Source organism: Paenibacillus tyrphae (assembly GCF_000722545.1).
GTDB classification, from domain to species: domain Bacteria; phylum Bacillota; class Bacilli; order Paenibacillales; family NBRC-103111; genus Paenibacillus_G; species Paenibacillus_G tyrfis.
Map to the genome: position 1 here is coordinate 150,683 of NZ_JNVM01000010.1, position 21,020 is coordinate 171,702.

The following is a 21,020-nucleotide window of genomic DNA, read 5'->3' on the forward strand; positions in this document are numbered from 1 at the left end:
TCGACAAATAAACGGAGGACAATGAATGTGTGGAAGCTTAGAACCTATTTGAAGCCTTATACATGGGCTGCGCTGCTGGCGCCCCTGTTTATGGTGCTGGAGGTGTGCATGGATCTGCTGCAGCCGAGGCTGATGGCAAGTGTCATCAACGAAGGCGTCGTGCGCAGCGATCTGGGGCACATTTGGCATACGGGCCTGCTGATGATCGGTGCTGCGCTTGTCGGATTACTCGGCGGTGTGGGCTGTACGATTTTTTCCAGCCGGGCGGCGCTCGGCTTTGGGGCGGATCTGCGTCTCAGCCTGTTTCAAAAAGTACAGACCTTTTCGTTCGACAACTTGGATCGGCTGACGACGGGATCGCTTGTAACCCGGCTGACAGGGGATGTCATGCAGGTGCAGAACCAGATCCAGATGCTGTTGCGCGCCATGGTTCGCAGTGCGTCGCTGGCGGTCGGCAGCATCGCAATGATGATCGCGCTCAGCTCGCGGCTCTCGCTGATGCTGCTTGCGGTGGTGCCGCTCCTGATTATGATTTTGTACACGCTTATCCGGCTGTCGGTTCCGCTGTTCGGCCGGGTGCAGGAAAAGCTGGACGGGCTGAACACGGTGCTTCAGGAGAACCTCAAGGGCATCCGTGTGGTAAAAGCGTTCGTCCGCTCCGCCGTCGAGCGTGAGCGTTACGGGAAGGCGAACCGGGCGCACCTGGAGATCGCCCTGAAAGCCGCACGGACCATTGCCGCCAATATGCCGCTGATGATGCTGGTGCTGAACGCAGGCATCGTGGCCGTGCTCTGGTACGGAGGCGCGCAGACGTGGGAAGGCACGATGCCGGTGGGCGACCTGATCGCATACCTCAGCTATATGTCGCAGCTCCTTTTCTCCCTGCTGTCCGTCGGCATGCTGCTGATTTCGTTCTCTCGGGCCAAAGCGTCTGCGGATCGCATCCGCGAAGTGCTGGAGACGCAGCCGGGCATTGCGGAAGCCAAGCAGGCCAAAACCGGCGCGATCCGGGCCGGGCAATTGAGGTTCGACAGGGTATCGTTCTCGTTCGATCCGGGGAAGACCGACTTCGTGCTGAAAGACGTCTGCTTTGCCGTCGAGCCGGGTCAGACGATCGGCATTCTTGGGGCGACCGGCTCGGGGAAATCGTCCTTGGTCGGCCTGATCCCACGGCTGTTCGATGCGACGGAGGGTCGGGTGCTGGTCGACGGAACCGATGTGAGAGACATCGACTCCAAGCATTTGCGCAGTCAAGTCGGCATCGTGCTGCAGCAGGCGATCCTGTTCAGCGGGACAATTCGCGACAACATCCGATACGGGCGGCCGGACGCTTCGCAGGAGGAAGTCGAGGCGGCGGCCAGAGCGGCGCAGGCTCATGAATTCATCGAACGTATGCCGGACGGCTACGATACGGAGCTGGGCCAGCGGGGCATCAATCTGTCGGGCGGCCAAAAGCAGCGTTTATCCATCGCGCGGGCGCTGTTGCTCCGGCCCAAAGTTCTTATTCTCGACGACAGTACGAGCGCCGTCGATCTGGTGACGGAAGCTCGCATCCGCGAGTCTTTGGAAGCTTTGCAGAGCGAAACGACCTGCATCGTCATCGCCCAGCGCATTGCGTCGGTGACGGAAGCGGATCTGATCCTCGTGCTGGAGGATGGCGCGATTGCCGCCCGGGGCAGGCACCGGGAGCTGATGCGGAGCAGCACGATTTACCGCGATATTTACCGCTCCCAGCACGGAAAGGAGGCGAGCGTCCATGGCACCTCAAGCTCAGCCCTCAGCTCGTCCTGACGGAAAAAAAACGGCGGATCTTCCGGCGGCGGCGTTCGGATTCGGACGCCGGGGCGAACCGATGCCTAAGGTCAAGGCCAAGAACACCCGGGCTGCCATTCGGCGGCTGTGGGGGTATTTGAAACGGCAGCGGGCGGCGTTGGCCGGCGTCATCGCGCTTGTGCTGCTCGGGCTCGTGCTGTCCCTCGCGGGACCGTATTTGATCGGAGCGGCGATCGACCGCTATATTACGCTTCGCGATCCGAACGGCCTGCTGTGGCTGTGCGTACTTCTGCTGGCCGTCTATATCGGCGGCAGCGCCGTTTCGTGGCTGCAAACGTACGTCATGTCCGGCATCGCCGGGCGGACGGTGTGGGAACTGCGGGGCGACCTGTTCGCCCATATGCAGGAGCTCCCGGTACGCTTCTTCGACAAGACGCCGCACGGGGAGCTGATGAGCCGAACGACGAACGACATCGACAACGTTTCGAACACGCTGAACCAAAGCTTGCTGCAGCTCATCACGAGCATTGTCATGCTGCTCGGATCGCTGACGATGATGCTGCTGCTGAACGGATGGCTGACGCTCGTCGCGCTGGTGATCATTCCGCTTGCCACCGCCGTCGCCCGGCAAATCGGCAAGCGCACCAAAAGCCAATTCAAGGAACAGCAGCGCCACCTCGGCGCGCTGAACGGCTTCATCGAGGAGACAATCTCCGGGCAGAAGGTCGTCAAAATCTACAACCGCGAGGAGCTGGCGGCCCGGCAGTTTCAAGAGATAAACGCCAAGCTGCGGCAGGCGGGGACGCGGGCGCAAATTTTTTCCGGCATGATGGGCCCGTTCATGAACCTGTTGAACCATACGAGCTTCATTTTGCTGGCGGTGGCCGGAGGCTGGATGGCGTACAACGGCTGGACGACGATCGGAGTCATCGTCAGCTTCCTGAATTACTCCAAGCAATTCAGCGGTCCGGTCAACGAGCTGGCGAACCAGTACAATATGATTCAATCCGGCGTGGCCGGAGCGGAACGGGTGTTTGAGATTCTGGATACCGAGACGGAGTTCGGGACTACGGGCAGCCGGAAGGCGCAGGAAGCCATCCGCGGGGAAGTCGAGTTCGACCGGGTAACGTTCGGCTACAGCGACACGCCGGTTCTCCAGGGAGTATCGTTCGCTGCTCAGCCGGGGCAAGTCGTCGCCTTGGTCGGTCCGACCGGATCGGGCAAAACGACGATCATGAACTTGCTCACCCGTTTCTACGATATTTCCGAAGGGACGATCCGAATCGACGGGAAAGATATCCAGGAGTGGGACAAAAACGGCCTCAGAAGCCGTCTCGGCATGGTGCTGCAGGACGCGCATCTGTTCTCCGGCACGATTCGCGACAACATCCGGTACGGGCGGCTGGACGCGACGGAGGAGGAGATTCGGTCGGCAGCCAAGCTGGCAAACGCGGACGGCTTCATCCGCAAGCTGCCTCAAGGGTACGATACGCCGCTCTCGGCGGAAGGCGGCAATCTGAGCCATGGGCAGCGGCAGCTGCTTACGATTGCCAGGGCGATTCTTTCCGACCCGTCCATCCTGATTCTGGACGAAGCGACCAGCAGCGTCGATACGCGCACGGAGATGCACATTCAGGAAGCGATGAAGGCGCTCATGCAAGGGCGGACCAGCTTCGTCATCGCCCACCGGCTCAGCACGATTCAGGAGGCCGACCTGATTCTCGTCGTGCGCGGAGGCGAGATTGTCGAGCGGGGCACGCACGAGCAGCTTTTGGCGCTGCGGGGGCTGTATGCCGAGATGCATGCCAATCCGTCGGCCGACGCCGATTAAAAACAAAACCTCAATCTTCGACATTTTTTGGAGATTGAGGTTTTTTTGTCCAAATATCGAATAAACTTTAATGCTAAAATTTTTCATTGAAAAACATCCACTTCTATGATAATTTATCACTGATAATAATTATCATTATCACGAAAACGAGGATAATGATTAGGTAAAAGGGAGATTGAATTTATGTCCAAGACGTTCACGGCCGTTTCCTCCATCGTGCTTTGCTCTGCACTGCTGCTTGCCGGATGCGGTGAGAATACCAAGAAAGCAGCCCAGCCGGCCTCTGCGCCGTCCGCAAGCGATACGGCCGCGAAACCTGCGGCTGCTGCGGTAGATTTAAAAAACGCAACGGAGCAGTACCGGAAGTTTGTCATTGAGCAGTGCGATGCGTTCGTCAAAGCAACGGGCGAATTTACGGCAGCCGTCAAATCCGGAGATTTGAAAAAGAGTCAGGAGCTATACGCCCCGACGCGGATGTTCTATGAGCGGATCGAGCCGATTGCTGAATCTTTAGGCGACCTCGACCCGAACATCGATGCGAGGGAAGGCGACGTGGACGAGAAGGAATGGCGGGGCTTCCACCGGATCGAGAAAACGCTCTGGACCGAGCAAACGACCAAAGGCATGGAAGAGACGGCCGACCGTTTGCTGAGCGACAGCAAGCTGCTGCGGGCTAAGGTCGAGACGGTGGACATCGAGGAGAATATGCTCGTCACCGGCGCCGTGGAGCTGCTGAACGAAGTGTCGTCCAGAAAAGTGACCGGGGAAGAGGAGCGTTATTCCCATACAGACCTGTACGATTTCGCCGCAAACGTCGAGGGAGCGAACAAGATTTTCGAGCTCTTGAAGCCCGAGCTTGAGAAAAAAGACGCCGCTTTGGCAAAAACGATCGGAACGCGCTTCGTGGAATTGAACCAAGCGCTCGCACCGTTTAAAAAAGGCAGTGGCTACGTTTCATACACGGAGCTGACGCAAGAGCAAACCAAAAAGCTGAGCCAAGCCATCGATGCGCTGGCAGAGCCACTGTCGGGCATGGGCAAGCTGCTGGGGGCGTAATTCATGGATGAGACGAATAAACGAATGACGGAAAAAAGTCAGGAAGGCGAAAAGCCGCAAGACGGGCAGGATCGTTCGTCCATCAGCCGCCGCGACCTGCTCAAGCTGGCCGGAGCCGGAGGAGTAGGACTGCTGCTCGGATCGGTCGGCGTGGGCGGCGTGTGGGCGGGAACGGCCAAGCTGGCGGCGCCCGCTGCCTCCACGGCATCAAACGCGGGCCCTAAACAGGTTATCCCGTTCTACGATGCGCACCAAGCGGGTATTGTGACGCCTGCGCAGGATTTTATTTGCTTTGCCGCCTTCGATCTGACGACCGCGAAGCTGTCCGAAGTCAAGGACCTGTTCCGCCGTTGGACGGATGCCGCAGCGAAAATGACGGCGGGGCAGCCGGTCGGCGGCGAGGAGGACCAGCAGAGTATGCCGCCCGCGGATACGGGCGAAGCGGCAGGTCTGCATCCGTGCCGGACGACGATTACGTTCGGCGTCGGCCCCTCCATGTTCGATGCACGATTCGGGCTGGGAGCCAAGCGGCCGGAGGCGCTTGCGGATCTGCCCCGCTTTGGCGGAGACAGTCTGCGGCCCGAATGGTGCGGCGGGGATATCGGCGTGCAGGTGTGCGCGGACGATTTGCAGGTCGCCTTTCATGCGCTGCGCAATCTGACGCGGCTTGCCCGGGGCGTCGCCGTGCTGCGCTGGACCCAGGAAGGCTTTCAGCGGACGGGCGGGTCCGGTCCGGCAGGCGAGACGCCTCGCAACTTGCTGGGCTTCAAGGACGGCACGGGCAACCCGGATATCCATGACAAGCAATCCATGAACGATATCGTCTGGGTGCAGCCTTCGGAGCAGCCCGCATGGATGAGCGGCGGCAGCTATATGGTCGTCCGGCGAATCCGGATGCGGATCGAGGTGTGGGACCGTTCCACGCTCAGCGATCAGGAGGCGACGTTCGGGAGATACCGGAGCAGCGGAGCGCCCTTGGGGGCGAAGAACGAGTCCGACCCGCTGGCGCTGGATGCCAAGGACAAAGCCGGTCAGCCGCTCATTCCGCTGACCGCGCATTCTCGTCTGGCGCATGGCGAGCAGCCGGCGGAAAAAATCTTGCGCCGCTCGTATTCTTACTCCAGCGGCATCGACCGTCAAACAGGGCAGCTTGACGCCGGGCTGTTGTTCATCTGCTACCAACGGGACCCGAGAACCCAGTTTGTCCCGATCCAGCAGCGTCTCGCGAAGCGCGACAAGCTGAACGAATATATCGTGCATGTCGGCAGCGCGCTGTTCGCCTGTTTTCCGGGCGCGCGGCAAGGCGGCTACATCGGGGAGGGGCTGTTCGAGTGATCCGGTGGATGAAGATGGAAAAAGCATACGGGATACGCTCTTATGGCAAACAACGCTTCTTCGTCCTTCTGCTGGCTGCCGCCGTGCTTCTGTTCGGCTGGAGCGGCCGCACGCTCGCCGAAACGGCGGCACCCGACTCGCTGATGCCGCTCGTCGGCGGAGCGCTGGTTCATGCAGGCGAGCACAAGTGGCAGGAAACGGCAGCGGAGCTGGAGAAGTTCGAGACGGAATGGCGCAAGCTGAACGCCCCCTCCGGCGAAGCGGCGGATAGCGTCGCGTCAGCCTTAGCCGAAGCGAAGAAGGCGGTGACCGATGCCGCTTCCAAGCCCGACGAGGCCTACCAGGCCGTGTCCAAGCTGACGAAGGCGGTCGGCCGATTCGCGGGGGCCGGAGCGAAAAAGGACTCGAAAGCGGACGGGAAACAAGCAGCTGGCGCGCTGCTTCCCATCCTGCGGCAGACGCAGACGGACATACAGCATAGCGACTGGGACAAAGCCCGGAGCCACTATAAGCAGTTCGACAGCCAGTGGTCCAAAAGCGAAGCGGCCATCCGGTCGGATCCGTCCGGCGTGTACGGACAGATCGAGACGAAGCTAAGCATGATCCGAATCGCGCTGCAGGCGGAGCCCCCGAGGGCGGAAGCGGCCGACAAGGGCATACGCGAATTGATCCAGCTTATCGACGATTACGCCAGCGGCAAGCTGCGGGAGGACGCCGCCGCTTCCGGCAAGCAATCGGTAGCCGACGCGCTGGCGATTCTGCAAAAAGCCGCAGATGCCATCGACGCGGCCCGCAACGCGGAAGCGGCCGATCAGCTTCAGGCCTTTATCCAGATCTGGCCTTCCGTGGAAGGCGAGGTTCGCACAAGAGCCCCGGACACGTATGACCGCATCGAACGGCAGATGACGGAAGCGGCCAGCAGGCTGCTGTCCAATCCTCCGCAGCCGGAGGAGGCGGGCCGCATCGTCTCGGAGATGCAGACGGAGCTTCAGCCGTTCACGGCGCAAACGAGCTATTCGGCTTGGGATGCCGCGATTATCCTGCTGCGTGAAGGACTTGAGGCGCTGCTCGTGCTGGCTGCGCTGCTCGCCTTTTTGCGCCGGACCGGCAACGCCTCCAAGCAAGGATGGGTATGGAGCGGCGGAGCGGCAGGGCTGCTCGCCAGCGGCGTCTTGGCCGTCGTGCTTACTTTCACGATTGCCAATGTGGCCTCCGGGAGCACTCGCGAGCTGTTGGAGGGCGTCATGGGCCTTGTATCTGTGTTCTTGATGTTAACCGTAGGCGCATGGCTTCACCGCAAATCCCATGTCGATACGTGGAATCGGTATATTAATAATCAGGTCGGCGTGGCTCTGGCCAGCGGCAACCTGTGGTCCCTTTTCCTGGTTGCGGCGCTTTCGATTTTGCGGGAAGGCGCAGAGACGGCGATTTTCTACATCGGCATGGCCCCCTCCATCGATCCGGCGCAGCTTGCGCTGGGCATCGGCTCGGCCGCCTTGCTGCTGTTTCTGCTCGGCTTCGTCATCGTCCGGGGAAGCGTCCTGCTGCCGATTCGTCCGTTTTTTCTGGGAGCCACGGTACTGATCTATTATCTGGTTCTCAAATTTTTGGGCCAGAGCATCCACGCCCTGCAAATCGCGGGACAGATTCCCGCGCATGTGCCCGGCTATCTTCCCTCCTGGAATTGGCTCGGCGTCTACCCGACTTGGGAAACGTTCGTTCCGCAGCTGCTCGTGCTTCTCTTTATCGTGTTTCAATGGGCCCGGCAAGAGCGGAAAATGCGGGGAAACGCCCGCGAATCGGGACCGCATACGGTGTAATCTACTGTAGGTGGCGGGATTCGTTCAAAAAAATAACGAACTTTTGTCCCGCATCCGGTTGGAAAAAAGCAGGAGTTTGGACGCAGAACGTCGAATTCGTGATATGAAACGGGGGCACGTCACTTCAGAGCAACGATCAGCTTCGCCCCTGCCGGAGGAGGATGGCAATGAAATATGCGATTTGCCAAACAGTCAAAATTGTGGACATGAACGAAGAAATTATCGCTGAAGTACTTTTCGATCACGGAGAGCACGAGGCGCCAGCCTTAACGATCGGTTGTTCCGTCGTTTCGTACCAGCTCGGGCTAAAAGAATTCGAAGTGGTATACGACAAGCGCGAAGGCAAGCAGGAGCGGTTCAAGGTCATCGACATTGAGATTGACTTGCTCAAGAAGCCTGCCATCACCCGTGTCTTTCTGGAGCCTATTACGCTGATTGTCGGCCAGCACGATATCGGCCAATTGTAATGCCCGCGCATCCATTATCCGCATAACGTGAGAAGTCCTGCTGACAAAGCCGAATTCGGCGAGAAGGCAGGACTTATTTTGTTCATTTGGCAGTGGGGAAAAAATACTATATCATGGAAAGGGAGGTGAAGTTGATGAACAGAACGTTTGTGGCTCTTGGCGGCATTTGCGCATTTCTGTCGGTAGCGCTCGGAGCATTCGGCGCACACGCGCTGAAAGGAAAGCTCACAGCAGATATGCTGGCTAATTTCCAGACCGGCGTCCAGTACCAGATGATGCATTCGCTCGGGCTGATCGCCATTGGACTTGCTGCCTCCCTGCTTCCGGCCAACGGACATTTACGCCGGGCCGGCTGGTCGATGTTTGTCGGGATCGTCGTTTTTTCGGGCAGTCTGTATGTTCTGAGTATAACGGGGATAAAGCAGTTGGGTGCGATTACCCCTATCGGCGGGGTGGCCTTTTTGTTCGGTTGGCTGTCCTTGGTTCTGGCCCTTCGGGCAAAATAAGTCCTAAGTCTCTTTCTCCACATTCGGCAGGTCTTCATGCCGAATTTTTTTATGCCTACCTTTCTGGAATAACTCGCTTTTTTTGTCGATTTAGCAGGAAAAAGACAGTTGTGCGTAGAATTTCTACGGACAAGATAGGGGATTGGAATACTCTGACAAACGTACCTTTCCGGGAAAGGAGGCCCGCATGCCTAGGACCGACGAATCAGCAAATGGAATACAACCGTGTGATGAAAAAAGAACGATGCTGTTCGCATGCGGAGGGACGGCGGTCGGATTCTTCGTCTGCTGGTGGGCCGGAGGGGTTTTCTTATGGGGATTCGGCATCGCTGTCTTCCTGTTGATGGCTTATTCGTGGGAACGTATTGTTCGGCTGTCCCGGACTGTGTCCGAAGCGGACGCCCGAAGCCGTACGGCGGAGGAACGGCTTCGCAGGGCGGACAGCCGATTGAACGCGTTATTCCATCACCATCCGGGCGCCGTAGGGCTGGTCGATCCCAGGGGATGTTTTCTGCAATGGAATCCGGCAGCGGAACACATGTTTGGATACCGGGAGGAAGAGCTGAGAGGGAAGCACCTGCGCATCCTGTTTCCGGAAGAGTTGTCCGGCAGGACCAACAACTTTTTCACCGAAGCGCTGCATGGCTCGCCGCTTTCGTTCAAAACGTCGCTTCTGCATAAAGACGGATACCGCGTCGATCTCGATACGACGGTCGTCCCTGTGAAGGAGCAGGGGATCACGACAGGGGTTCTGATCGTTTGCCAGGACATTACGTCCGCGACGCGAACCGAAGAGCAGATCCGGCATCTCGCCTATTATGACGATATGACGGGGCTTCCGAACCGCAGACTGTTCGTGCAGCATTTGAACGCCGCGATGGCGGCCGCGTCCCGGCGGGAACGAACGCTGGCTGTCCTGTTCGTCGATATCGACCGGTTCAAGATCGTCAACGATTGCTTCGGGCACGATTACGGAGATATGCTGCTGCTGCAGGTAGCGGAACGGTTTTCCCGCTGCGTGGGCCCGGACGATTATCTCGCGCGTACGGAAGGAGACGAGTTTGCGTTTTTCTTCCAAGTGTCTGATCAAGAGGCGGAGCCGGTGGGAGCGATCGCAAAGGAAATTTTCGACTTGCTGGAGGAGCCCTTCGTACTGGGGCAAAATTTAGTTCACCTGACGGCCAGCATCGGCATATCGCTGCTGTCGCAGGAGGACGAGTCTGCGGATTCGCTTATGAAATGCGCGGATATGGCATTGACCCGATCCAAGGAAAAAGGCAAAAACAACTATCAACTGTTCAACAGCGAGATGAAGTCCGTATCATTGAAACGCTTAACTCTGGAAAGCGAGCTTCGCCGGGCTTTGGCCAACAACGAACTACTGCTGTATTATCAGCCGCAGATCAATATTGCGACCGGCCGCATTGTCGGGTTCGAGGCGCTCGTCCGGTGGCAGCATCCGGAGCGCGGGCTGGTTGCGCCGGGAGAGTTCATTCCGTTCGCGGAAGACAGCGGTCTGATCGTGCCCATCGGCGAATGGGCGTTGAAGGAAGCCTGCCGGCAGAACAAGCAGTGGCAGGATGCCGGGCTGGAGGTCGTACCGGTGTCGGTCAATTTGTCGATCCGGCAGTTCATGCAGCATCAGCTGTGCGCCAAAATCGGCAGGACGCTTCGGGAAACGGAGCTCGATCCCGGCCTGCTGGAGCTCGAAATTACGGAGAGCTGCACGATGGATGTCGATTATGCCAGCGATTTGCTGCATGAGCTCAAGAAGCTCGGGGTCAAAATCAGCATCGACGATTTCGGGACCGGCTACAGCTCGTTATCCTACTTGAAAAAATTCCCGATCGATAAATTAAAAATAGACCGCTCCTTCGTGCGCGACATTATGACCGATCCGAACGATGCGGCCATCGTCGCTTCGATCATCGCCATGACCCGGCATTTGAACATGGAAGTGATCGCAGAAGGCGTCGAAACCGAGGAGCAGCTCCGATTTTTGCATGAGAACGAATGCCATCTCATTCAAGGCTTTTATTTGAGCCCGCCCCTTGCCGTTCCTGACGCGGAGTGTCTGATGAAGCTTTACTCTGCGCAGGCTGCGGCCGGCGAGGAGAGTCCCCCTTTAAATTAAAAAGGCCCGGTTCAGCGGGCCTGAAAATCGTCAATTTCGTTAATTTTAAGCAAGTAGACTTTCTTTTCGTCGACATGATAGACCGTGAGGTTTCCGCTGGATGGGTCCGTATTTAGAATACGGCACGGCATGCTGAGCTTGACCCCTTTCTCTTTCACGATGGACAAACGCACAAGCGTATTGCTTTGTTGAAATGTTTTCATTTCTTCCCAGATCTGCTTGAACGGATCGGCTTCCGGGCGTTTTTCCACCGCAGCCTTGGTCACCTTGGCGTTCGAAGCGGATGGAGCTTTCGGGGCGGTTTCCGCAGAAGCGGCGTTCGTCCGGCTTTTCACCGGCTCGGCAGACGTGTCGACTTTTTTGAGAATGGTTTCTTTCAGCGAGGCCTCGATCGTTTTACCTAATTCTATCCCCTGCTTGATTTGATAATCGGTTACAAGTTCCGAATTGAGCTGATGCAGCAGCTTCTCCAAGGCTCGCCCGTTGGTATCTTCCTCAATCATGATGTCTACATTGAACAAAAACTTTCGTTTTTGCAGTTTGCTGGCTTCCACAGGCGGCTCCTCCTCATTTGATGCTTGCGTAATCTTTACTATAACATTTTTTACTATAGGAAAATAGAAGTAAACAGACTGGAATTATTATCCTAATACTGTTCGTATACGATGGGAATAACTTGAAGTTCGAAAGCGACGTATGGTACGAAATTGGCATGCTGCTGCTGCGGTATGTTGGAACTAGGTTCAGGATAAAAATGGTAGGACCTAATAACTAAATATGATGCGAGAATACTACATCTAAAGGACTATGTCAAATTTTTTGTGTTCTTCAGTAATTATGGATATGTTTGTAATTGTATGGTAAATTGTCTATAGCCCAGCGTATTGAGCATTGTTATATCATTTGAGGGACTATCCGAATTGGAGTTGATCGCAAAATGAGTTCTCCAACGAAAGAGTCGCTTTTAGCCAGAGTTGTCAAAATCATTCTATGGCTGGTGGTCATTTATTTTTCACTGTTAATTGTTATTGGCGTCGTGCATTTTATTTCAAGTTAGAATTAGCGAATTTTTCATATCAATCTTTTGAAGAACCGCCCTTAAAAGCGGCTATTGTTAGTGACACATTTTCATGTCTTTCTCCTTAATCCCAATGTTGACTCATAGTACGCTTCCTTGTGGATATCATAACTAGCTCTCATTTATTTACATTAAAGCGGGAGTTTGAAATAGTAATTCACTGTCGAAAAATAATGTTATATTATGGTATCGTAAATTTGCGGTAGTCAGGGAGATTATGAAAAGGATTGAGTTAATTTGGCATTCAAAAAGAAAGAAATAGAAGCATTGAAAAACAGATGGGACGAAGATTATGTCGCTCAATTAAACAAAGTTTTATGGAAAAAAGATTGGCGTAATCGTCAAGATGCAAATGTTAATTTTCCTAATTCTCCTTTTGGTGAGATATCGTCAAAACGAGACTTTAGAGGTTTGGACTTGAAATGTTTTTCTTATCAAAACTTACATAATATAGATTTATCATGTTCAACTATAACGTCGATTACAAGAAGTGTATTAAAAGATGTAAGGCTTGATTATACAGATATAAAATCTGGAATCAGCTCCATATTAATTGATTGTTCATTTGAATATGCGAATTTGCACAAAATTGGCTTAAACAACGACGGTGAACCAATACAAAATACATCTTTTTACAAGGCAAATTTAAATAAACTTGTGGGAAGAGATCTTGTTTTTATTAACTGCAATTTCAATTCTGCCAACCTAAAGAGAGTTGATCTTAGATATTGTCGTTTTGAAAACTGCACATTTATTGGAACCCAATTTTTTATGAGTACCCTAATTCATTGTACTTTTATTGGAGAAGCTCCTCAAATCGAGCAATTAGATAACAGTAGTATAGAAAAAATGGTCATAAATGGGGAGCCATTTGATATTTCTAAAGTAAATCGCAATGAAACAAAAGAATTAATTGAATTGGCAAAAGATATAATTTCCGGAGTTTAGTATTTTATCTCTTATTTTTCAAAAAATCGTATCTTGACATTGGGTAGCATTTCATAATTCCCCGACCCCGTGCACGGATGAAAGCCCAAGGGCATATAGTATAGGCATACGGGTGTTAAAGGGGATGCTTGGGGCAATGATGCGCATGGAACCGGTGGAGTTGGATGGGCACACGGCGCTGGCGATCGAGGTGAAGCTGCCGAAGACGAATCTGCTTGCGGTGACGACCGACAAAGGGTACATTATGTGCGGCGCGCTTGATGTGGGACTGCTGAATGAACGTTTGAGGGAACGGGGCATTATCGCCGCCCGAGCAACGGGCGTGCGGACGATCGAGGAGCTTTTGGAAGCGCCGCTGGAGTCGGTCACCTACGGAGCCGAGTCGCTCGGCGTGGTGCCGGGAATGAAGGGCCGGGACGCGATTGTACGGATGTTTTGACCGAAACCACTTGAGGTAAAGCGCCTGAGCAAATCAGGCGTTTTTTTTATGGACGGAGACATCTTTCCCGGAGGGAGGAATTCGTCCTATAATAGGACGGTAGGATATTCGGGAGAACGGAGGAGTCCGATGAGAGACAGACAATTTACATTTCCCGACGCTGACGGGGAAGCGATATTCGTATACGAATGGCTGCCGGAAGAGGATGTGCCGGTGAAGGGCGTGATACAAATCGCGCACGGGATGGCCGAAACGGCCGCTCGTTACGAGCGATTCGCCGGGGTGCTGACGGAGGCGGGCTATGCGGTGTATGCCAACGACCATCGAGGGCACGGCCGGACGGCGGGCAGCCCGGAGCGGTTCGGCGTCATCGGCGAGAACGGCTTTCAACGCATGGCGGAAGCGATGGGGCAGCTAACGGACCTGATTCGCGAACGATTTTCGGATGTTCCTTTTTACGTATTCGGCCACAGCATGGGGTCATTTTTGACTCAAAAATATATGTACTTATTTCCCGAGAAAGTGGACGGCATCGTCTTGTCCGGAACGAACGGGCCGCAGAAGCTGCTTGGAATCGGCAGCGCGCTGGCCCGGAGACTGGCGGCCCGCAAAGGGGAGCAGCATCGCAGCGAGCTGCTGATGAGACTTACGCTCGGCAGCTATAACCGCCAGTTTCGGCCGAATCGGACGCCGTTCGATTGGCTCAGCCGCGACGAACGCGAAGTCGACCTTTTTGCTGCGGACCCGGAGTGCGGTTTTGCGATGACGGCGGGCTTCTGGATCGATTTTTTCCGCGGGCTGCAAGAGATTCACGATGAGCGGAACATGCGTCGGATTCCGGTCGATATGCCGGTCTATTTATTTTCCGGCGAGCTGGATCCGGTCGGACGTAGAGGAAAAGGGGTTGTTGAATTGGCCGGTATATACCGGGAGCTGGGCTTGCGGCATGTGACTTGCAAACTGTATCCGCAAGGCCGTCACGAGATGCTGAACGAGATCAATCGCGATGCAGTGATGCAGGACGTTCTCCTTTGGCTGGACGAGCAGACGGCCCGTCAAAACAACGGTTCATGAACCGGAGGGCGCGCCATTCCCGTTCTTCTCGGACGGGCTGCTGCCGCGTTCAAGCGGCGGGTGCGTCCGGTTGAGCTCCTTGCCAAAGCGGGTATAATGGAAATGACGCGTCAAGACGAACGGGGGGACGGGAAGGTGGAAATTCAAAAAATTACGCCGCGCAAAATTTCCGAAGCCATCGCCGAGCAAATCAAAGAGCAGATCGTCGGCGGTGCGCTGAAGCCGGGCGATAAGCTTCCTTCCACGAAGGAGCTGTCAGAGAGCTACCAAGTGGGGCGCTCCACGATCCGGGAAGCGCTCAGTGCGCTCAAAGCGATGGGGCTGGTGGAAAGCTACCAAGGGGAAGGCAGCTATGTACGCAGCATCGAGTCGCAGGACGTGGATTTGCCGGAATTTAATTCGCTGCTGATGAGCCGGGACACGGTGATGGAGCTGATCGAGGCGCGCCAAGCGCTGGAGGTTTCCAATGCGGCACTTGCGGCGGAGAAACGGACGGAGGAAGACTTGCGGCGCTTCGAGGCGGTGCTCAAGCGGATGGAGGAGCATCTGGGCGACGAAGAGGAAGGCGAGCGGGCGGATATCGAGTTTCATCTAGTACTCGCCCAAGCGACGCACAATTCGATCATGGCGCGGATGATCGAATCGATCTCATCGCAGATGCAGACCGCGATCCGCGAAACGCGCCGGCTGCAAATGTATGCGAACCGCACGGTCTCCCGGCAGCTGCTGCAGGAACATCAAGCCGTGTACGAGGCGATTAAGCGGCAGGATCCGAGGACTGCGCAGGACGAGATGCGGCGGCATTTGTTTCATGTCGAGCAGGTACTGATCCGTTATTTGAATAAATAGGACAAGGGGAAGGACCGGCCGTTGCCGAGCGGAGCGGCCTATCCGTCCTTGTCTTTCGGAAAGCCGAACGTAAGCAGCACGAAGCCGACCAGCATAAAAAACCAAACGAAGAAGTTTTCAAAAAATGTCGGGTTGGACAGCGTCGCATCGTATGATCCTCTTGCAGCCGCTCCGGCTGCAGGAATCGCTGCAGCAATCTTGGTCCCGATCCTCTCGGCGGTGTAATAGGCTCCGCTGGCGAGCAGGAAGACCGTGCCAAGAATTTTATTCAAACGATTGCCAATTGGAAGTTTACCCCTTTCTTGGAAATATAACGTCAAAACACCTCAAATATCCTTCATCGTTCACCCCATTCGACGCTTTTCCACGGTAAAAAGTTTCGCCTGTTATGGAGAAGGCTCTTTTCAAATAACAACTTATCTGATAACCTGACAAGTAAGAGAAGGAACCATAAATCGAAGGATGGGGACCTGTATGCGAGTTTCTTTATTCATTACATGTTTGGCCGACCAGATCTACCCGGAAGTCGGCGAAAGCGTTGTCAGGCTTCTGCACCGATACGGCTGCGAGGTTGATTTTCCTCAAATGCAGACCTGCTGCGGACAGCCTGCGTACAACAGCGGCTACCAGGATGAAGCCCGCGAGGTGGCGCGCAATCTGATCCGCGCATTCGAGCACAGCGATTATGTCGTCTCGCCTTCCGGATCCTGTACTGGAATGGTCCACCATTACTACCCGCAGCTGTTCGAGAATGAGCCGGAGTGGAAGGCCAAGGCGGAGAAGCTGATCGGGAAAACGTACGAGTTTTCCCAGTTTTTAGTCAGCGTGCTGGGTATCAAAGACCTCGGCGCCGTGTACGAGGGCAAAGCGACGTATCATCCGTCCTGCCATGCGATGCGTTTGCTCGGGGTGCGTGAGGAGCCGGGCGAGCTGATGGCGCATATCGAGGGGCTGGAGCTGATCGAGCTGCCCCGCAAGGAAGATTGCTGCGGCTTCGGCGGCACGTTTGCTGTCAAGATGGCCGACATGTCGGAAGCGATGGTCTGCGAGAAAGCCGCCAACGTCTGCGCGACGAATGCCGACCTGTTGATCGGTACGGACATGGGCTGTCTGATGAACATCGGAGGCCGTTTGAATAAAGAGAATAAGCCGGTGCGCGTCATGCATCTGGCCCAGCTGCTGGAGGAAGGAGTGAAGCGCGGTGAGCGGCACGGCAAGTGAGAAGGAATTGATCGGCACGGGCTTAAAAAAGCGCACAGAAGAAGCGCTCACGAACGATTTTCTCCGCAAGGCGGTTGCGTTTACGACCGACAAGCTGAAGACGGCCAAGCTTCAGGTGACGGACGATTTCGGCCATTGGGAGGATTGGCGGGAGCGGGGGAGACAGATCCGCAAGCATGTCGTGGAACATCTCGACTATTATTTGACGCAGTTTACCGATAACGTTTCCAAAGCCGGAGGCCACGTCTATTTCTGCCAGACGGGGGATGAGGCGGTCAAGACGTTTATGGAAATTGCCGAGAAACGCCGGGCGAAGCTGGTGGCAAAAGGGAAATCGATGGTATCGGAGGAAATTCATCTGAACCGTCATTTGGAGGAACGCGGGATCGAGGCGATCGAAACGGATCTCGGCGAATACATCTTGCAGCTCGCGAAGGAGACGCCGTCGCATCTGATCATTCCGGCGATTCACAAAAATAAGCAGCAGATCGCGGATATTTTCTCGGAGGAAGCGGGCGAGACGTTTGCGCCGGAGACGAAGGTGCTGGCCAAGTATGCCAAGCAGCGGCTGCGCAATTATTTTCTGGAAGCGGATATCGGGCTAACCGGCTGCAATTTCGGCGTTGCCGAATCAGGGGCGATCACGCTCGTGTCCAACGAAGGCAACGGGCGGATGGTGACGACGCTGCCAAAGTGCCACGTCGTCGTCATGGGCATGGAGCGGCTCGTGCCGACCTATGATGACCTGGAGGTCGTCTTGAACCTGCTTGCCCGCAGCGCTACCGGGCAGAAGCTGACGACTTACACGTCGATGATCACCGGGCCGCGACGCGAAGGCGAGCTCGACGGGCCGGAGGAGCTTCATCTGATCGTGCTGGACAACGGGCGGTCGGCGCAGCTCGGTGATCCGGTGTTTCAGGAAGTGCTGCACTGCATTCGCTGTGCAGCCTGTCTGAACGTGTGCCCCGTGTACCGTCACGTGGGCGGCCACACCTACGGCAGCGTGTACAGCGGCCCGATCGGGGCGGTGCTGACGCCGCTGCTCCAGCAGGACATGAAGGAGGCGGGGCAGCTCGCTTACGCCTCCAGTCTGTGCGGGGCCTGCCACGAGGCATGCCCGGTCAAAATTCCGCTGCACGACATGCTGGTGCAGCTGCGGGCGCGCAAGGTGCGGCTCGGGCTGACTCCGCTGGCGGAGCGCGCCGCCTTCAAGACGTTCCAGACGATGTTCGGGAACGTCACGCTGTATAAGATGGCGACGAAGTCCGCCTACTATATGATGAAGCCTTTCGTGAGCAAAGGCGTGATCAAGAAGGCGCCGGGTCCGGCAGCGGGCTGGACGCAGTCCCGCCATTTCCCGATGAAGCCGAAGCTGTCGTTCCGCGACCGTTGGGACACGCTCCAGCAGGAGCTAAAGCAGCGGGGCGGCCGGAGCGAAGACGGAGCAGCCCGCGGGCAAGCTGTGCCCGGACGGGGCAAGGCGGATGGCTCTGGGAAAGGAGGCGGGCGCCATGAGTAACGGAACGATCCGCGGCCGCGAAGCGTTTATCGCGAATGTGTCGTCGAGGCTGGGACGCCGGGAGGTCCCGGCGGCGGTTCCAGCGCATCCATTTCGCGGCGCGCCGGAGTTTTACAAGCAGATCAAGCCTTCAACGGAGGAAAAGATCGAGCTGTTTGCCCGGAACTGGCAGGCTTTGACCGGCAAGGTGCTGGTGGTGGATGAAGCCGAGGCAGCGGACAAAATCGGCGCTTGGTTGCAGGACATCGCCGCCGAGCTTGGCGTGACACACGTGTCCCGCTGGGAGCACGAAGGCCTGACGGCGCTTGGCTTGGACGAGGCGCTGGCTGCCTCCGGCATCGCCGTCGCGCCATGGCTGCCGGTGGAAGCAGGCGACAGCGAGGCATGGCCGAAGGCGGCGGGAGGCGCGAACTGGGCGCAGCGGAGCGAGCTGCTGAAGCGAACCGAGCGCTGCCAGCTCGGGATCGTCTGGCCCGATTTCGCCGTCGCGAATACGAGCACCTTGGTGCTCCAATGCTCCCCGCAGCGTGGCCGCTCGGTGAGCTTGCTGACGGAAATTTTGTTCGCCGTCTTCCGGGCCGATCAGCTTGTGAACCGGATGGGTGAGGCATTCGAGCAGATCACCCGCGGCAAACAGCTGCCGGCACAGTACGCTTCGTCGCTTAACCTGATTACCGGGCCGAGCCGCAGCGCCGACATCGAGAACGATCTGACGATCGGCATCCACGGTCCGGGCAAGGTGTACGCGGTCATTATCCGGTAAACGGGGCTTAAATCGAATTCCAAAGCGGAAGCCGGAAGCATATTCCAGTCGCTTATACGCATACTATGACGGTTACCTAATCCAAAGGAGGTCATAGCCATGAATAAGCAGCGTGCCCAGGAAATCGCCGCCTCGCCGGTAATGGTGGACGTGACGTACGAAGGAGTTCCGATTTATATCCAGCATGTGGACGAAGAACGGGAGTCCGCCAGAATTTATCCGCTCGGCCAGCCGGAGCAGGAGCAAGAGGTTCCGCTGAACAGCTTAATGGAAGGCTAAACTTTTCAATAACGCGGCAGCCCCGCCAAGCTCGACTTGGCAGGGGCTGCTTTTTTAATGCTCGTTTGCGATATCCGGTTGAGATAGGGTGGCGCACTCCCGAAAGGCAAAATGCCGGCAGCCCAGACACTTCCGGTGCTCCAACCGGGTCAAAGCGTAATCGATCGCATCGCCTGTATGCGCAAAAAAGTGCTCTTTTCCGATCAACTCGTCAAGTCTGGTTCGGTTTAACACGTCCCGGGGCTGAGGCTGCAGGCCCGAGATGAGAACAATGCCGCCTTGCCGGACGATATCCCGGACCACGCCGGCCAAATACGATTCTCCCGTCGTGTCCATGAACAGCACTTTGCCGAGGCGCAGGATCACGGTTTTCGGCCGTTCGTCGAGCGTCCCCGAAATCGATTTTTCAAACAGCGTCCCCGCTCCGAAAAACAACGCTCCCTCCACCGTAATAATCGCAATCTGTGGACAGTCATGGCTCTCGTTTACGATATGAGAAGCCACTTTCCCGCGGTGAGAAGCCGGGTCAGGCAAAACCTTGGTCACCCTGAGCATGCCGCTCATCCGCCGGACGAACAGAACGACCGCTAGAATAAGCCCGGCGATTACAGCCGTTGTCAGATCGGTCAGCACAGTAAGCAAGAAAGTAATGATCAGGACGACGGAATCGGCTGTTCTTGTTTTCGCAATATGAACAAACTCTCTGCGCTCGCTCATATTCCAGGCCACAATCATCAGGATTGGCGCCATGCTGGCCAGCGGAATGGCAGAAGCCGAGGGGGCAAGCACAATCAGCACGAGGAGAACGAAGATGCTGTGCACCATCCCCGACACGGGGCTCGCTGCCCCGTTCTTAATATTGGCCGCGGTTCTGGCAATCGCACCCGTCGCCGGAATTCCGCCGAACAACGGGGTGACGATATTTGCAATCCCTTGTCCGATCAGCTCGCGGTTGCTGTGATGGCGGCTTCCCGTCATGCCGTCGGCTACGACCGCCGACAAGAGCGACTCGATTCCTCCGAGCGCTGCGATGATGCAGGCCGGGCCAAGAAGCGGGATTACCTTCTCAAGCGTTACCTCCGGCACGTGAAACTGGGGAAGCGTCCCGGGAATGGCGCCGTACGTCGACCCGATCGTATCGACCCGGCCCTCGAACAGCACAACCGACAGCACGCTGGATACCAGCAGGCCGACGAGTGATCCGGGCACTCGGGGCAGCAGCTTCGGGGTCGCCAATAACAGAGCGAGACACACGACCGCCGTTAGGACACTGTATAGGTTTACCGTCGACAGGTGCAGCCCGATCTCTTTCATGTTGGATAAAAAATCCTCATGCTTGCGGATGCCGCTCAGCCCTAGAAAATTCGCGATTTGGCCGGTGAAAATGATGACGGCGATTCCGGCGGTAAAGCCGATCGTCACCGGACGGGGAATAAATTGAATCAGCGCACCGAGCTTGAACACCCCCATCAAGACTAGGATGATTCCCGCCAGCCCGCCAGCGATCAGCAAATTTTCATACCCGTACTGCATCACAATGGCGAACAAAATTGGAACGAACGCGCCCGTGGGCCCGCCGATCTGGAATTTGGACCCGCCGAGCAGCGAGATGAGAAATCCGGCAATCACCGTCGTATAAATGCCGTACTGCGGCTTGACTCCGGCTGCAATGGCAAAAGCCATCCCTAAAGGAATGGCTATAACCCCGACAATCGAGCCTGAGATCAGATCCCGGCGAAAATCTTTTGCGCTGTACCCGTCAAATCTACCCGACCGCTTCATGACAAGACCTTCTTTTCATATATTTGATTATTTGAATATATGGGGAATATACACCCGGAAATCCGTTCTTGTCAATGACGGACAGGTGCCGCTTTTTGGCATAATCTTAGGTATAATGAAAAGAACGAAGCCCTGACAAGGCAGGG

The 21,020-nt window shown here is 56.2% G+C and carries 19 protein-coding genes; 16 read left to right on the forward strand and 3 right to left on the reverse strand.

Annotated elements, in window-relative coordinates; translation table 11 throughout:
* Positions 1 to 21: 21 nt before the first annotated feature.
* The 8 genes from ET33_RS12915 to ET33_RS12950 all read left to right on the forward strand — a co-directional run bounded on the left by ET33_RS12915 (position 22) and on the right by ET33_RS12950 (position 10,922).
* Positions 22 to 1,791: an ABC transporter ATP-binding protein gene (locus ET33_RS12915; protein ID WP_036681570.1), complete on the forward strand. Its 1,770-nt coding sequence runs from the start codon at positions 22 to 24 to the stop codon at positions 1,789 to 1,791.
* A complete protein-coding gene (locus ET33_RS12920; RefSeq protein ID WP_081890311.1) occupies positions 1,757 to 3,604 on the forward strand; it encodes an ABC transporter ATP-binding protein in 1,848 nt (615 codons plus the stop codon). Before ET33_RS12915 ends, ET33_RS12920 begins: the two co-directional genes overlap by 35 nt.
* Positions 3,605 to 3,787: 183 nt before the next feature.
* Entirely contained in the window at positions 3,788 to 4,660 is an 873-nt protein-coding gene (gene efeO / locus ET33_RS12925; RefSeq protein WP_036681573.1) for an iron uptake system protein EfeO, read from the forward strand.
* Positions 4,661 to 4,663: 3 nt separating this feature from the next.
* Positions 4,664 to 5,995 carry an iron uptake transporter deferrochelatase/peroxidase subunit gene (gene efeB / locus ET33_RS12930; RefSeq protein WP_036681576.1) on the forward strand — a complete coding sequence of 444 codons (1,332 nt, stop codon included), beginning with the start codon at positions 4,664 to 4,666 and terminating at the stop codon, positions 5,993 to 5,995.
* Complete coding sequence (locus tag ET33_RS12935; protein ID WP_051775309.1) at positions 5,992 to 7,815, forward strand: FTR1 family iron permease; 1,824 nt, start codon at positions 5,992 to 5,994, stop codon at positions 7,813 to 7,815. Before efeB ends, ET33_RS12935 begins: the two co-directional genes overlap by 4 nt.
* A gap of 167 nt (positions 7,816 to 7,982) precedes the next feature.
* A complete protein-coding gene (locus ET33_RS12940) occupies positions 7,983 to 8,282 on the forward strand; it encodes a hypothetical protein (protein WP_036681580.1) in 300 nt (99 codons plus the stop codon).
* 134 nt (positions 8,283 to 8,416) lie between these two features.
* The gene (locus ET33_RS12945; protein WP_036681582.1) at positions 8,417 to 8,788 is read left to right on the forward strand and encodes a DUF423 domain-containing protein; all 372 of its coding nucleotides are present in this window, start codon (positions 8,417 to 8,419) and stop codon (positions 8,786 to 8,788) included.
* Positions 8,789 to 8,975: 187 nt separating this feature from the next.
* Entirely contained in the window at positions 8,976 to 10,922 is a 1,947-nt protein-coding gene (locus ET33_RS12950; RefSeq protein ID WP_036681585.1) for a putative bifunctional diguanylate cyclase/phosphodiesterase, read from the forward strand.
* An 11-nt stretch (positions 10,923 to 10,933) separates the two neighbouring features.
* Here ET33_RS12950 and ET33_RS12955 read toward each other — a convergent pair whose 3' ends face one another.
* Positions 10,934 to 11,476: a hypothetical protein gene (locus ET33_RS12955; RefSeq protein ID WP_051775310.1), complete on the reverse strand. Its 543-nt coding sequence runs from the start codon at positions 11,474 to 11,476 to the stop codon at positions 10,934 to 10,936.
* A gap of 761 nt (positions 11,477 to 12,237) precedes the next feature.
* Here ET33_RS12955 and ET33_RS12960 point away from each other — a divergent pair.
* The 4 genes from ET33_RS12960 (at position 12,238) to ET33_RS12975 (ending at position 15,310) form a co-directional block, all read left to right on the forward strand.
* A complete protein-coding gene (locus ET33_RS12960; protein ID WP_036681590.1) occupies positions 12,238 to 12,948 on the forward strand; it encodes a pentapeptide repeat-containing protein in 711 nt (236 codons plus the stop codon).
* Positions 12,949 to 13,084: 136 nt separating this feature from the next.
* Complete coding sequence (locus tag ET33_RS12965) at positions 13,085 to 13,387, forward strand: YunC family protein (protein WP_036681595.1); 303 nt, start codon at positions 13,085 to 13,087, stop codon at positions 13,385 to 13,387.
* A 129-nt stretch (positions 13,388 to 13,516) separates the two neighbouring features.
* A complete protein-coding gene (locus ET33_RS12970; protein ID WP_036681599.1) occupies positions 13,517 to 14,461 on the forward strand; it encodes an alpha/beta hydrolase in 945 nt (314 codons plus the stop codon).
* 135 nt (positions 14,462 to 14,596) lie between these two features.
* On the forward strand, positions 14,597 to 15,310 hold the full coding sequence (locus ET33_RS12975) for a FadR/GntR family transcriptional regulator (protein WP_036682534.1): 714 nt from the start codon (positions 14,597 to 14,599) through the stop codon (positions 15,308 to 15,310).
* Positions 15,311 to 15,348: 38 nt separating this feature from the next.
* Here ET33_RS12975 and ET33_RS12980 read toward each other — a convergent pair whose 3' ends face one another.
* On the reverse strand, positions 15,349 to 15,582 hold the full coding sequence (locus ET33_RS12980) for a hypothetical protein (RefSeq protein WP_152570630.1): 234 nt from the start codon (positions 15,580 to 15,582) through the stop codon (positions 15,349 to 15,351).
* A 202-nt stretch (positions 15,583 to 15,784) separates the two neighbouring features.
* Here ET33_RS12980 and ET33_RS12985 point away from each other — a divergent pair, with 202 nt between their 5' ends.
* The 4 genes from ET33_RS12985 (at position 15,785) to ET33_RS13000 (ending at position 19,092) form a co-directional block, all read left to right on the forward strand.
* Positions 15,785 to 16,531 (forward strand): (Fe-S)-binding protein, encoded by a 747-nt coding sequence (locus ET33_RS12985; protein ID WP_036681606.1) that lies wholly within the window; start codon positions 15,785 to 15,787, stop codon positions 16,529 to 16,531.
* Positions 16,512 to 18,050 carry a LutB/LldF family L-lactate oxidation iron-sulfur protein gene (locus ET33_RS12990; RefSeq protein ID WP_051775311.1) on the forward strand — a complete coding sequence of 513 codons (1,539 nt, stop codon included), beginning with the start codon at positions 16,512 to 16,514 and terminating at the stop codon, positions 18,048 to 18,050. The genes ET33_RS12985 and ET33_RS12990 overlap by 20 nt, the downstream gene beginning before the upstream one ends.
* Positions 18,043 to 18,813, forward strand: a complete 771-nt coding sequence (locus ET33_RS12995; RefSeq protein WP_036681610.1) for a LutC/YkgG family protein — start codon at positions 18,043 to 18,045, stop codon at positions 18,811 to 18,813. Before ET33_RS12990 ends, ET33_RS12995 begins: the two co-directional genes overlap by 8 nt.
* A gap of 99 nt (positions 18,814 to 18,912) precedes the next feature.
* On the forward strand, positions 18,913 to 19,092 hold the full coding sequence (locus tag ET33_RS13000) for a small acid-soluble spore protein H (RefSeq protein ID WP_036681614.1): 180 nt from the start codon (positions 18,913 to 18,915) through the stop codon (positions 19,090 to 19,092).
* A gap of 54 nt (positions 19,093 to 19,146) precedes the next feature.
* Here ET33_RS13000 and ET33_RS13005 read toward each other — a convergent pair whose 3' ends face one another.
* On the reverse strand, positions 19,147 to 20,874 hold the full coding sequence (locus ET33_RS13005; protein WP_036681618.1) for a SulP family inorganic anion transporter: 1,728 nt from the start codon (positions 20,872 to 20,874) through the stop codon (positions 19,147 to 19,149).
* Positions 20,875 to 21,020: the final 146 nt, after the last annotated feature.